A 12,612-nucleotide genomic window follows, 5' to 3' on the forward strand; every position below is an offset into this window, starting at 1 on the left:
TCCATGCTTCGACGGGGCGTCACGCGCGGCAACCGGAAGCGCCCCCCACGCGCCGCTCCCGGGGCCGGAACCGGTCTGGACCATTGACACCGTACGGCCGAATCCACTTCAGTGGTCTAGTCCAACTCGTCTGCCCGGCCGCGCCGTTCCCCCACCACCGGTGCGCGCCCAGGCATGCCCGGACACCCCCCACGACCGCGCCCTCCGCAAGGAGTCCCCCACATGCGCAGAACCCCTGTCTCCCCGGCCCCCGCGGCCCCCCGCCGCCGCTCGCGCACCGCGCTGGCCGCCGGCACCGCCTCGGCCGTCGCCGCGGCCACCATGGTCGGCCTCACCCTGGGCCTGGCGCCCAGCGCCTCGGCCGGCGAGTTCCTGGTCAACGGCGGTTTCGAGAGCGGCTCCCTCGGCCCGTGGAGCTGCGCCGCCGGCACCGGCAGCGTCGTCACCGGCCAGGCCCACGGCGGCAGCTACGCGCTGGCCGCGGCGGCCTCGGCGAGCGACACCGCCCGCTGCGCGCAGACCGTCACGGTCGCGCCCAACACCACCTACACGCTCAGCGCCTACCTCAAGGGCTCGTACGTCTACCTCGGCGTGGACGGCGGTACCTCGACCTGGACGCCCGGCACCGGCGGTGCCTACCAGAAGCTGAGCGTCAGCTTCACCACCGGCGCCACCCAGACCAGCGCCACCGTCTACACCCACGGCTGGTACGGCCAGGGCACCTACTACGCGGACGACGTCTCGCTGGACGGCCCCGGCGCGCCCAGCCCGACCGCCACGCCCACCGTGACCCCGACCGTCACCCCCACGGTGACCCCGACCGAGACGCCCACGGTCACCCCCACGGTGACCCCGACCGAGACGCCCACCGGCACCCCCACCACGCCGCCGGTCGGCTCCAAGGCCCTGGTCGGCTACCTGCACGCCAGCTTCGCCAACGGCGCCGGCTACACCAGGATGGCCGACGTCCCCGACTCCTGGGACTTCATCAACCTCTCCTTCGGCGAGCCGACCTCGGTGACCTCCGGCGACATCCGGTTCAACCGCTGCCCGGCCACCGAGTGCCCGACCGTCGAGTCCGACGCCGACTTCAAGGCGGCCATCGCCGCCAAGCGCGCCAAGGGCAAGAAGGTGCTGATCTCGATCGGCGGCCAGAACGGCCAGGTCCAGCTCACCACCACCGCCGCCCGCGACGCCTTCGTCAGCTCCGTCTCGGCGATCATCGACAAGTGGGGCCTGGACGGCCTGGACATCGACTTCGAGGGCCACTCGCTGTCGCTGCAGACCGGCGACACCGACTTCAAGAACCCGACCAGCCCGGTCATCGTCAACCTGATCTCCGCGATCAAGACGCTCAAGGCCAAGTACGGCCCGAACTTCGTGCTGACCATGGCGCCGGAGACCTTCTTCGTCCAGCTCGGCTACCAGTACTACGGCTCCGGCCCCTGGGGCGGCCAGGACCCGCGCGCCGGCGCCTACCTGCCGGTCATCCACGCGCTGCGCGACGACCTGACCCTGCTGCACGTCCAGGACTACAACTCCGGCTCCATCATGGGCCTGGACAACCAGTACCACTCGATGGGCGGCGCCGACTTCCACGTCGCGATGACCGACATGCTGCTCAAGGGCTTCCCGGTGGCGGGCAACACCGGCAACGTCTTCCCGGCGCTGCCCGCGTCCAAGGTCGCCATCGGCATGCCGGCCACCACCAACGCCGGCAACGGCTACGTCGCCCCGGCCGAGGTCAACAAGGCCCTGGACTGCCTCACCAAGCTGGCCAACTGCGGCAGCTACGTCCCGAAGGCGGGCGCCCAGCCCAACCTGCGCGGTCTGATGACCTGGTCGATCAACTGGGACCAGTTCGGCGGCCGGGAGTTCTCGAAGAACTTCGACTCCTACTTCCGCCGCTGACGGACCGGCGGGTCGGACAGCCCTGACGGGTCGTACGACCGGCCGGGACCGACGCGCCGACCGCTGGGCGACGGGGCCCGAACCCGTCGCTCAGCGGTCCACCCGCACCTCCGCCAGGTACTGCGCGATGGCGTCCCGGTTGCGGGTCAGACAGGCGATCCGCGCGCTCATCCCCGCCAGCTCCTGCTCCAGGGTGGCGATCATCTCCGGTGTGGCGTCCTCGAAGTGGATCGTCCGGGGCTTGCTGAGACAGGGCAGGATCTGTTTGATGATCCGGGTCGGCAGCCCCGCGTCGAGCAGCCCGCGGATCTGCAGCACCCGGTCCACCGTCGAGTCGTCGTACGCGCGGTAGCCGTTCGCGCAGCGCCCGGCCGCGATCAGCCCCTGCTCCTCGTAGTAGCGCAGCAGCCGGCGGGACGCCCCGGTCCGCTCGGACAGCTCCCCGATCCGCATGTGGCCCACCTCACAACCGGTCGCGTTGACCCTCACATCAATGTGAGCGTTTGAGCATAACGGCCATGCGGACCTCCACGCGGACCACCGACCGACCACTGCCGCCCGCCGCCCCCGAGCGGCCGGCCGCCCTGCCCCTGCCCGCCCTCCTCGCCCTCGCCACCGCGGTCTTCGTCACCGCTCTCACCGAGACCCTGCCGGCCGGCGTCCTGCCCGCCATGAGCGCCGACCTCGGCGTCGGCGAGTCCGCGATGGGCCAGGCCGTCACCGTCTACGCCCTGGGCACCGCCGTCACCGCCGTGCCGCTCACCGCGGCCACCGCCGGCTGGGGCCGGCGGCGCCTGCTGCTCACCGCGATGCTCGGCTTCGCCGCCGCCAACACCGTCACCGCGCTGTCCACCGACTACCCGCTCACCATGGCCGCCCGCTTCGTCGCCGGGGTCGCCGCCGGCCTCGCCTGGGCGCTGCTCGCCGGATACGCCCGCCGACTCGCGCCGCCCGAGCTGCAGGGCCGGGCGATCGCCGTCGCGATGGCCGGTGCGCCGCTCGCGCTGTCGCTGGGCGTGCCCGCCGGGACCTTCCTCGGCAAGGTGCTGGGCTGGTGGGTGGCCTTCCTGCTGATGACCGTGGCCGCCCTCGGGGTGACCGGCTGGATCGCCGCGGCCGTCCCCGAGGTGCCCGGCCGGGCCCGCGGCCAACGGGCCCCGGTGCTGCGCGCCCTCGCCGTCCCCGGGGTCACCCCCGTGCTCGCCGTCACCTTCGTCTTCGTCCTCGCCCACACCGTCCTCTACACCTACATCGCGCCCTTCCTCGACCGGCGCGGCATGGGCGGCGTCACCGGCGTCGTGCTGCTCGCCTTCGGCGCGGCCTCGCTGGTGGGCATCTGGTTCACCGGCGCGCACATCCACCGCCGGCTGCGCGCGCTCACCCTCGCCTCGACCCTGCTGGTCGCCGCCGCGGCCGCCGTGCTCGGGCTGGCGTCCGGCAGCTCCGCCGCCGTGTACGCCGCCGCCGTGCTCTGGGGGCTCGGCTGGGGCGGCGTCCCGACCCTGCTGCAGACCGCCGCCGGCGACGCGGGCGGCGAGCAGGCGGACGCGGCGCAGGCGATGCTGGTCACGCTGTGGAACGCGGCGATGGCCGGCGGGGGAGTGGCCGGCGGCCTGCTGCTCGACCGGCTCGGCACCGGCTCCTTCCCGTGGGCCGTGCTGCTCCTGCTGCTGCCCGTCCTCGCCCTCGTCCTGGCCGCCCGCGCCCACGGCTTCCCGGCCCGCCGGCCGGGCTCCGACCGGTGAACCGATGAACCGACGGCCCGATGAACCGACGGCCCCATGTGCCGACGGCCCCATGAGCCGACGGGCGGTGTCCGCGGTGACCGGCGTCCTCAGGACCCGGCCCGCGGATCCCGGGGCGGCATCAGCCCGCCCCGGTAGGAGATGGCCACCGCCTGCGCCCGGTCGCGGGCGTCGATCTTCGCCAGGATCCGCTTCATGTGGGTCTTGACCGTCGACTCGGCGAGCACCAGCAGCGCGGCGATCTCCCGGTTGGACCGCCCCTCGGCCGCCAGCCGCAGCACCTCCCGCTCGCGCGCCGTCAGCTGGGCGAGCCGGGTGTCCTCCGGCTCCGGCGGGGGCCGTCCGTCGCCCCGGCCGACCACCTGGGCGACCAGGTCCCGGGTGACCGCCGGGTCCAGCACCGACTCGCCGGCGGCCAGGGTGTGCACCGCGTCGATGAGCCGCTCGGCCGAGGCCCGCTTCAGCAGGAAGCCGGCCGCCCCGGCGCGCAGCGCGCCCCAGACGTAGTCGTCGTGGTGGAAGGTGGTCAGCACCAGCACCCGGGTGGGCAGCCCGGCGGCGGTGATCCGCCGGGTCGCCTCCACCCCGTCGATGCCGGGCATCCGGACGTCCATCAGCACCACGTCCGGCAGCAGCTCCCGGCACCGGGCGACGGCCGCCGTCCCGTCCGCCGCCTCGCCGACCACCTCGATCCGGTCGTCGGTCCCCAGCACCAGGCAGACCCCGGCACGCAGCAGCGCGTCGTCGTCGGCCACCACGACGCGCACCCGTCCGCCGGCCGGGCCCGGCGCCGCCGTCCCCCGCGCCGCTGCCGCAGGACCCGTCGGCGCTGCCGCCGTCACGGGACGGGCAACTCGGCGCGCAGCCGGAACCCGCCCGGCTCGCCCGGCCCGTGCTCCACCCGGCCGCCGAGGACCGAGACCCGCTCGGCCACGCCCAGCAGCCCGCGGCCGGGCGCGTACCCGGCGGGCACGCCCCGCCCGTCGTCGCACACCTCGACGGTCAGCCGGCCGGCGGCGCACCGCACGGTGACCCCGACGGTCCGGGCGCCCGCGTGCTTGACCGTATTGGTGAGCGCCTCCTGGACGATCCGGTACGCCGAGACATCCAGGCTGCGCGGCACCCGCCGGGCCGCCGGGTCGATCCGCGTCCGCACCCGCAGCCCGGCCCGGCCGAGCCGCTCGGCCAGCCGCTCCAGGTCGGCGATCCCGGGCTGCGGCGCCGCGCCCTGCGGGTCCTGCTCACCGGCGCCGCGCCGCAGCAGGCCGAGCACCCGGTCGAGGTCGTCGAGCGCCTCCCGCCCGGTGTTCTCCATCCCGTGCAGCAGCTCCCGGGTGAGCTCCGGCTCCCGGTCGAGCAGCCGGCGGGCGGCCCCGGCCTGGACCAGCACCACGTTCAGGGTGTGGCCCACCGAGTCGTGCAGCTCCCGGGCCAGCCGGGCCCGCTCCTCGGCGACCACCTCCCGGTGCAGCAGCAGCCGGTCGGTCTCGCGCTGCTCGGCCCGCCGGGCCGCCCCGTAGCCGACCGCCCAGGCGAGCAGCCAGAGGAACAGCACCCCGGCGGGGATGGCGGGGTAGGTGTGTCCGAGGCCGGCGAAGTACGCGGCCATCCCGAGCAGGGCGGCGAACGGCCCGAGCCAGGCGTGCCGCCGGGGCGCGTACAGCCCGAGCGAGTAGAGGCCGACGAGGTCGGCGTAGGGCGAGACCGGGCTCGGCAGGACGAACAGCGACTCCGCCGAGAGCGCCGCCGCGCCCACCAGGTAGCCGGCCAGCGGCCTGGTGCGGCGCACCGCCAGCGGTACGGCCACCGCCGCGCCCAGGGCGAGCGCGAGCGGCAGGCCGCCGTGCAGCCGGTCCGCCGCGCCGATCCGTTCGACGGCCGTCACCAGCAGGAACACCCCGGCCAGGGCCGCGTCCCAGCGGGCGGCCGGCACCGCCCGCAGCGCGGGCAGCGGCCACCGGGGCGGCGGGGCCGCCGGGATCGCCCGGGCGTACGGCGGGGAACTCATGGCGGCTCCGGTCTCGGGGCGGTGGCCGCCGCGCGGTGCTGCGGGCGCCCGGGCCGTACGGTAGCGACGGCCGTCCGGTCCGCGCATCGCCCTGGTGGGGTATTCCGGACCCCCGTGCGGGGCAGCCCGGGCGACCCCGCCGGGCGGACGCGACCGGGCCCCGCCGGTCCGTAGCGTCCGGGCCATGAACGCACCCGGCCCCCGGGCCACGGCAGCCGCCCCCGCCCCGTCCGCCGACCGCGCCGCACCGCGCCCCGCCCGGGCCCGCCGGGCGGGCTGGTGGACGGTCACCGTGCTGGCCTTCGCCACCGCCCTGCTCACCGCCCGCTACCTGACCCTCGACCCGGAGGTCTTCCTCGACCGGCAGCGCTCCGTCTACCTGGCCCACCGCGTCCCGCTCGCCCTGCACGTCGGCGGCGGGGTGCTGGCGATCCTGCTCGGCCCCTGGCAGTTCCTGCCCCGGCTGCGCGCCCGCCGTCCGGCGCTGCACCGGCTGACCGGCCGGCTCTACCTGCTCGCCGTCCTGGCCGCCGGCACCGGCGGACTGCTGCTGGCGCCGTCCGGAATGGTCGGCCCCGTTGCGCCGATCGGCTTCACCGCGCTCGCCGTCCTGCTGCTGCTCTCCTCGGCACTGGCCTGGCGGGCCGCCCTGCGCCGCGACGTCGTGCGCCACCGGGCCTGGGCCACCCGCTCGTTCGCGCTGATCCTGGCCGCCGCCACGCTGCGGATCTGGCTGCCGGTGATGGACCTCGCCGGGGTCCCGTTCGAGCAGGCCTACGCGAGCGCCGCCTGGACCTGCTGGCTGATCAACCTGGTGGTGGCCGAGCGGGTGATCGCCCGGATCCCCGGGACCCCCGCCGCGCCGCCGGCCGGGTGAGCCGGCACCTTCCCGGTGATGTGACGGCCTATCATCCAGCAATGACCACCGCAGAGTTGATCCGGATCGTGTCCCGCTCCTCGCCGATGGCGCTCGCCCAGGTCGAACGGGTCAGGGCCGAACTCGCCGCCCTGCACCCGCGGGTGCGCACCGAGGTGGTGCCGGTGACCACCTCCGGCGACCGCTGGATGGGCGATCTCGCCCGGCTCGGCGGCAAGGGCGCCTTCACCAAGGAGGTGGACGCCGCGCTGCTCGCCGGTGAGGCGGACCTCGCCGTCCACTGCCTCAAGGACGTGCCCGCGGACCGTCCGCTGCCGGCCGGCACCGTGTTCGCCGCCTACCTGCGCCGCGACGACATCCGCGACGCGCTCGTCCACCCCGGCGGTCTGACCCTGGACGAACTGGCGCCCGGTACCCGGATCGGCACCTCCTCGGTGCGCCGCCGGGCCCAGCTGGCCGCCTCCCACCCGCACCTGGAGTGCGTGCCGGTGCGCGGCAACGCCAACAGCCGGCTGGCCAAGCTCGCGGCGGGGGAGGCGGACGCGCTGCTGCTCGCGCTGTCCGGTCTGGAGCGGATCGGCGAGGCCGCGCGGATCAGCGAGGTACTGCCGATCGAGGCGATGTGCCCGCCGATCGGCGCCGGGATCCTCGCCCTCCAGTGCCGCGCCGAGGACACCGCCACCATCGACGCGGTCGTCGGCCTCGGCGACCACCCGACCTGGCGCGAGGCGAGCGCCGAGCGGATGTTCCTGCACGTGCTGCAGGGCCACTGCAACTCGCCGATCGCCGGCTACGCCAGGGCCGAGGCGGACGGGCGGCTGTCGCTGCGCGGCCGAGTCTTCACCCCGGACGGCAAGCGGGTCCTGGACGCCCACGAGTGGGCCGGCGCGCTGAGCCCGGAGGACCTCGGCACCGCGACCGCCCTCGCCCTCAAGCGGCAGGGCGCCTCCGAGCTGATCGGCGGGATCCCGCACTGAGACGCCGGCGGCGGCGTTTCCGGGCGCACCCGGAAACGCCGGAAGGCCCCTCGTTCTCACGAGGGGCCTTCCGGCTGTCTGTGCGCCGCCAGGGACTCGAACCCCGGACCCGCTGATTAAGAGTCAGCTGCTCTAACCAACTGAGCTAGCGGCGCCTGCTGACGAGGAAGACATTACCTGGTCAGCGGCCGAAACACACAATCGGCCCGGAGCCCGCCCCCGGGGACCGCTCAGGGGGTGAGCACGACCTTGCCCCGCACGTGCCCGGTGCCGACCAGCCGGTGGGCGTCGGCCGTCCGCCCCAGCGGGAAGGTGTCGGCGATCTCCAGCCGCAGCCCGCCCGCCTCCCAGAGGTCGACCAGCGAGGCCAGCCGGGCCGCCGTTCGTGGCCCCCGGATCCCCAGCACGCCCAGGCGCCGGGCCGCCGGGTAGTCGACCACGGTGCCGATCCGCGCCCGGTCGGCGACCAGCTCGACGGAGGCCTCCAGCGCCCCGCGCCCGGCCGCGTCGAAGGCCGCGTCCACGCCCTGCGGGGCCGCCTCCCGGACCCGCTCGACCAGCCCCTCCCCGTACGCGACCGGGATCGCGCCCAGCTCCCGCAGATAGCCGTGGTTGCGCTCGCTCGCGGTGCCGATCACCGTGGCGCCCCAGGCCCGGGCCAGCTGGACGGCGACCGTGCCGACCCCGCCGGCGGCGCCGTGCACGAGCACGGTGTCGCCCGCGCCGACCTTCAGCTCGGTGAGCGCGAGGTGCGCGGTCTGCCCGGAGGCGGACAGCGCGCCCGCGTGCTCCCAGGGCATCCCGGCCGGCTTGCGCACCAGCTGGGCGGCGTCGGCCGCGACCAGCTCGGCCGCGCAGCCGAGCAGCCGGAAGCCCAGCACCTCGTCCCCGACGGCCCAGCCGTCGACGTCCGACCCGAGCCGGTCGACCACCCCGGCGAACTCGTTGCCGGGGATCAGCCCCGGGGTGAGTTCGATGCCGGCCGGGGACCGCCCCTCCCGGATCGCGAGGTCCACCGGCTGCACCCCGGCGGCGTAGACCCGCACCCGCACCTGGCAGGGGCCGGGCTCGGGGTCGGGCACCGCGGCCACCCGCAGCACCTCGGGGCCGCCGAACCGGGGGACGGTCACTGCCTTCATCGCGGGCACTCCTGTCGGGTCCTGTCGAGCCTCGGGTCCCCCGATCCTGTGGGGTGAAGCCCACTTGAGGTCAACCCCTCACCGGCGTGTCGTCCCAGTTGAGATCATTGTCAGATTTATCCTTGACGGCGGCCCGGGCCATGTCCGGGCCGCACCCCCGTGCACCCCGCCGGTGCACCCGCCCGTGCACTCCGCCGGTGCACACCCGCCCGCCACCGAGAGGACCCTTCCCGTGGGCCAGCTGCCCCTGCTCTTCCTGGTGCTGCTCGCCTCCGTGGTGACCATGCCGCTGGCCCGCCGGACCGGCGTGCCCCAACCGGTGCTGATGACCCTGCTGGGCATCGCCATGGCGCTGATCCCGCAGATCCCCGACATCGCCATCGACCCCGAGCTGATCCTGCCGCTGGTCCTGCCGCCGCTGATCTTCGCCGTCGCCCGGCGCTCCTCGGTCCGCTACTTCAAGGCCAACTTCCGCTCCATCCTGCTGCTCGCCGTCGCCCTGGTGGTGGTCACCACCGCGGCCGTGGCCGGCGCCGCGCACTGGCTGCTGCCCGGACTGCCGATCGCCGCCGCCATCGCGCTCGGCGCCCTGGTCTCCCCGCCCGACCCGGTCGCCGCGGTCGCCGTGGCCGGCAGCGTCGGGCTGCCCCGCCGGCTGGTCGCCATCCTGGAGAGCGAGGGCCTGTTCAACGACGTCACCGCGATCGTCGTCTACTCGCTGGCCATCGACGCGGTGGTCGGCGGCGACTTCTCCACCGGCCACGCCGTGCTGCGCTTCGTCCTCTCGGCGGTCCTCGCCGTCGTCATCGGCGTCGCCCTCGGCTGGGCCAACACCAAGCTCGCCGCCCTCCTGGAGGACCCCACCCAGCAGGTCGCGCTCAACCTGCTGGTGCCCTTCGCCGCCTACAGCCTGGCCGAGGAGATCCACGGCTCCGGCGTGCTCGCCGTCGTGGTCTGCGGGCTCTACCTCGCCGAACGGGCCGCCGACGCGGACGCCGTCGCCTACCGGCTGGTCGGCAACGCCTTCTGGGAGATCGTCGAGATCCTCATCACCGGCGTCGCCTTCGGCCTCATCGGCCTGGAGCTGGCCACCGTCCTCAAGGAGGCCGGCTCCGGCTGGACCGGCATGCTCGGCGACGCCGCGGTGGTGATCGCGGTGGTCGTGGTGGTCCGGCTGCTCTGGCTGCTGCCGGCCGGCTGGCTCTCCCAGAAGCTGCGCTCCGGCTCCGAGGAGGACACCCCGATCAGCTGGCAGGAGAGCGTGCTGCTCTGGTGGTCCGGGATGCGCGGGGTCGCCACCGTCGCCCTGGCCCTGGCCATCCCGCTCACCCTCGACTCCGGCAAGGCCTTCCCGGAGCGCGGCCGGCTGGTCTTCATCGCGTTCAGCGTGGTGCTCTTCACCCTGCTGGTCCAGGGCCTCACGCTGCCCTGGCTGGCCAAGCGCTTCGAGCTCGACCTCGACCACGACCGGCACGAGCAGGAGGTCCGCCGGCTCTGGTGGCGGGCCGCCAAGGCCGGGCTGCGCAGGCTCGGCGAACTGGAGGAGGCCGACCGGCTGCCCGCCGAGGTCGCCGACCGCCTGCGGGACCGTCAGCACGACCGGCTGGCCCGGCTCTGCCCCGAGAACTACGCCGAGGAGGAGGCCGCCGAGGCCAAGCTGCGGCTCGCCCAGTGGCGCGCGGCGCAGAGCGTCGAGCAGGAGATGATCGCCGCCTCCCGGCGCGAGATGGTGGCCGCCCGCGCCGAACCCGGCGCCGACCCGGAACTGGTCGACCAGGTGCTGCGCGGCCTCGACCTGCGCTCCGAGCGGCGGTGACGCCCGGTCCGGCCTGACGGGGCGTCCGAACGGGCACGGGTCGTCGGGGGCGGAATGTGCGCCCGGGGTCGCGGTGTTGCATAGGCTGACCTCGGGCAAGGCCGTCAACGGAGTCGGCGCACCCCGGTACCCGCACGACCTCGCGAAACCCTCCCGCCTGGCCCTGCCGGTATCCGCACCCAGACGAATCGAGGAGCCACCGATGTCGGAGACCCGCGCCGACGCCCGTACCCCGCTGGACCGCACCCCGCAGTGGGCCGCCCTCGCCAAGCACCGGGAGGAGTTCGGCGACACGCACCTGCGCGACCTGTTCGCCGCCGACCCGGAGCGCGGCCGCCGCTACACCCTCCAGGTCGGCGACCTGCACGTGGACTACGCCAAGCAGCTCGTCACCGACGAGACCCTGGCGCTGCTGCGCGAGCTGGCCGCGGCCACCGGCGTCGCCGAGCTGCGGGACGCCATGTTCCGCGGCGAGAAGATCAACACCACCGAGCGGCGGGCCGTCCTGCACACCGCGCTGCGCGCCCCGCGCGGCGCCGTCGTGGAGGTCGACGGCGAGAACGTCGTGCCGGCCGTGCACGCCGTGCTCGACAAGATGGCCGGCTTCGCCGAGCAGGTCCGCGGCGGCCAGTGGCGCGGCCACACCGGCAAGCGGATCCGCACCGTCGTCAACATCGGCATCGGCGGCTCCGACCTCGGCCCCGCGATGGCCTACGAGGTGCTGCGCTCCTTCGCCCAGCGCGACCTCGACGTCCGCTTCGTCTCCAACGTGGACGGCGCCGACCTGCACGAGGCGGTCCGCGACCTGGACGCCGCCGAGACGCTCTTCATCGTCGCGTCCAAGACCTTCACCACCATCGAGACCATCACCAACGCGGTCTCCGCCCGGAACTGGCTGCTCACCGAGCTGAGCGCGGACACCGACGCGGTCGCCAAGCACTTCGTCGCGCTCTCCACCAACGCCGAGGGCGTCGCCGACTTCGGCATCGACACCGCCAACATGTTCGAGTTCTGGGACTGGGTCGGCGGTCGCTACTCCTACGACTCGGCGATCGGCCTCTCGCTGATGATCGCCATCGGCCCGGACGCCTTCCGCGAGATGCTGGACGGCTTCCACCTGGTCGACGAGCACTTCCGCACCGCCCCGCCGGAGGAGAACGTCCCGCTGCTGCTGGGCCTGCTCGGGGTCTGGTACGGCGCCTTCTTCGACGCCCAGGCGCACGCCGTGCTGCCGTACTCGCACTACCTGTCGAAGTTCACCGCCTACCTCCAGCAGCTGGACATGGAGTCCAACGGCAAGTCGGTGGACCGCGACGGCCGCCCGGTGGGCTGGCAGACCGGCCCGGTGGTCTGGGGCACCCCCGGCACCAACGGCCAGCACGCCTACTACCAGCTGCTGCACCAGGGCACCAAGGTCATCCCGGCGGACTTCATCGGCTTCGCCCGGCCGGTCGCCGACCTGCTGCCCGGCCTGGTCGCGCAGCACGACCTGCTGCTCGCCAACTTCTTCGCCCAGACCCAGGCGCTGGCCTTCGGTAAGACGCCGGAGGAGGTCGCGGCCGAGGGCGTGCCGGCCGAGCTGGTCCCGCACAAGACCTTCCGGGGCAACCACCCGACCACCACCGTGCTGGCCGGCGAGCTGACCCCCTCGGTGCTCGGCCAGCTCGTCGCGCTCTACGAGCACAAGGTGTTCGTCCAGGGCGCGATCTGGAACATCGACTCCTTCGACCAGTGGGGCGTCGAGCTGGGCAAGGTGCTCGCCAAGCGGATCGAGCCGGTGCTGCTGACCGGCGAGGGCACGGAGGCGCTGGACAGCTCCACCGCCGCGCTGGTCGCCCGCTACCGCGAGCTGCGCGGGCGCTGACCTCTCCCGGTCCGGTGCGAGGGCCGTCCGCTTCGGCGGGCGGCCCCGTGCCGGCCGGCCCCCGGGGCGTCTCGGAAGACGTGTCCGGAAACGCCGGAAGGCCCTTCGCGAGAGCGAAGGGCCTTCCGGCTGTCTGTGCGCCGCCAGGGACTCGAACCCCGGACCCGCTGATTAAGAGTCAGCTGCTCTAACCAACTGAGCTAGCGGCGCCTGCTGACAGAGAAGACTCTAGCAGCGGGGCGGGGTCCGGCCAAAATCGAATACCCGCACCTCCC

At 74.5% G+C, this 12,612-nt stretch carries 10 protein-coding genes and 2 tRNA genes; 6 read left to right on the forward strand and 6 right to left on the reverse strand.

Annotated features, from left to right (window positions below; genetic code table 11):
* Nucleotides 1-222: 222 nt before the first annotated feature.
* A complete protein-coding gene (locus ACFVVU_RS20140; protein ID WP_387791249.1) occupies nt 223-1,911 on the forward strand; it encodes a chitinase in 1,689 nt (562 codons plus the stop codon).
* A gap of 90 nt (nt 1,912-2,001) precedes the next feature.
* Here the strand turns inward: ACFVVU_RS20140 and ACFVVU_RS20145 are convergent, their stop codons facing one another.
* Nucleotides 2,002-2,364 (reverse strand): MerR family transcriptional regulator, encoded by a 363-nt coding sequence (locus ACFVVU_RS20145; protein ID WP_355370094.1) that lies wholly within the window; start codon nt 2,362-2,364, stop codon nt 2,002-2,004.
* Between the two features lie 65 nt (nt 2,365-2,429).
* Between ACFVVU_RS20145 and ACFVVU_RS20150 the strand changes: the two genes are divergently transcribed.
* Nucleotides 2,430-3,656 carry an MFS transporter gene (locus ACFVVU_RS20150; RefSeq protein WP_380681966.1) on the forward strand — a complete coding sequence of 409 codons (1,227 nt, stop codon included), beginning with the start codon at nt 2,430-2,432 and terminating at the stop codon, nt 3,654-3,656.
* Nucleotides 3,657-3,745: 89 nt separating this feature from the next.
* On the opposite strand, the gene ACFVVU_RS20155 is transcribed toward ACFVVU_RS20150, so the two are convergent.
* Complete coding sequence (locus ACFVVU_RS20155; RefSeq protein WP_387791252.1) at nt 3,746-4,423, reverse strand: response regulator; 678 nt, start codon at nt 4,421-4,423, stop codon at nt 3,746-3,748.
* Between the two features lie 71 nt (nt 4,424-4,494).
* Nucleotides 4,495-5,664, reverse strand: coding sequence for a sensor histidine kinase (locus ACFVVU_RS20160; protein WP_387791254.1), 1,170 nt, complete (start codon nt 5,662-5,664; stop codon nt 4,495-4,497).
* Nucleotides 5,665-5,848: 184 nt separating this feature from the next.
* On the opposite strand from ACFVVU_RS20160, the gene ACFVVU_RS20165 reads away from it, so the two are divergent.
* Nucleotides 5,849-6,541 carry a DUF2306 domain-containing protein gene (locus tag ACFVVU_RS20165; RefSeq protein WP_380681969.1) on the forward strand — a complete coding sequence of 231 codons (693 nt, stop codon included), beginning with the start codon at nt 5,849-5,851 and terminating at the stop codon, nt 6,539-6,541.
* Nucleotides 6,542-6,582: 41 nt separating this feature from the next.
* On the forward strand, nt 6,583-7,518 hold the full coding sequence (hemC, locus tag ACFVVU_RS20170; RefSeq protein WP_387791256.1) for a hydroxymethylbilane synthase: 936 nt from the start codon (nt 6,583-6,585) through the stop codon (nt 7,516-7,518).
* An 81-nt stretch (nt 7,519-7,599) separates the two neighbouring features.
* Here the strand turns inward: hemC and ACFVVU_RS20175 are convergent.
* Nucleotides 7,600-7,673, reverse strand: a tRNA-Lys gene (locus ACFVVU_RS20175).
* Between the two features lie 75 nt (nt 7,674-7,748).
* Nucleotides 7,749-8,657: an NADP-dependent oxidoreductase gene (locus ACFVVU_RS20180; RefSeq protein ID WP_380688657.1), complete on the reverse strand. Its 909-nt coding sequence runs from the start codon at nt 8,655-8,657 to the stop codon at nt 7,749-7,751.
* A gap of 232 nt (nt 8,658-8,889) precedes the next feature.
* Here ACFVVU_RS20180 and ACFVVU_RS20185 point away from each other — a divergent pair, with 232 nt between their 5' ends.
* Both ACFVVU_RS20185 and pgi read left to right on the forward strand, forming a co-directional pair.
* On the forward strand, nt 8,890-10,473 hold the full coding sequence (locus ACFVVU_RS20185; RefSeq protein ID WP_387791258.1) for a Na+/H+ antiporter: 1,584 nt from the start codon (nt 8,890-8,892) through the stop codon (nt 10,471-10,473).
* 202 nt (nt 10,474-10,675) lie between these two features.
* A complete protein-coding gene (pgi, locus tag ACFVVU_RS20190) occupies nt 10,676-12,337 on the forward strand; it encodes a glucose-6-phosphate isomerase (RefSeq protein WP_387791260.1) in 1,662 nt (553 codons plus the stop codon).
* Nucleotides 12,338-12,473: 136 nt separating this feature from the next.
* On the opposite strand, the gene ACFVVU_RS20195 is transcribed toward pgi, so the two are convergent.
* Nucleotides 12,474-12,547 (reverse strand) — tRNA-Lys (locus ACFVVU_RS20195).
* Nucleotides 12,548-12,612 lie beyond the last annotated feature (65 nt).

The organism is Kitasatospora sp. NPDC057965 (assembly GCF_042887135.1).
Taxonomy (GTDB): domain Bacteria; phylum Actinomycetota; class Actinomycetes; order Streptomycetales; family Streptomycetaceae; genus Kitasatospora.

Excerpts from the sequence above, each read along its gene's own strand:
- ACFVVU_RS20140 (WP_387791249.1), top strand. The coding sequence starts at position 223 with ATGCGCAGAACCCCTGTCTCCCCGGCCCCCGCGGCCCCCCGCCGCCGC.
- ACFVVU_RS20150 (WP_380681966.1), top strand. The coding sequence starts at position 2,430 with ATGCGGACCTCCACGCGGACCACCGACCGACCACTGCCGCCCGCCGCC.
- ACFVVU_RS20180 (WP_380688657.1), bottom strand. The coding sequence starts at position 8,657 with ATGAAGGCAGTGACCGTCCCCCGGTTCGGCGGCCCCGAGGTGCTGCGG.
- ACFVVU_RS20160 (WP_387791254.1), bottom strand. The coding sequence starts at position 5,664 with ATGAGTTCCCCGCCGTACGCCCGGGCGATCCCGGCGGCCCCGCCGCCC.
- hemC (WP_387791256.1), top strand. The coding sequence starts at position 6,583 with ATGACCACCGCAGAGTTGATCCGGATCGTGTCCCGCTCCTCGCCGATG.
- ACFVVU_RS20165 (WP_380681969.1), top strand. The coding sequence starts at position 5,849 with ATGAACGCACCCGGCCCCCGGGCCACGGCAGCCGCCCCCGCCCCGTCC.
- ACFVVU_RS20145 (WP_355370094.1), bottom strand. The coding sequence starts at position 2,364 with ATGCGGATCGGGGAGCTGTCCGAGCGGACCGGGGCGTCCCGCCGGCTG.
- pgi (WP_387791260.1), top strand. The coding sequence starts at position 10,676 with ATGTCGGAGACCCGCGCCGACGCCCGTACCCCGCTGGACCGCACCCCG.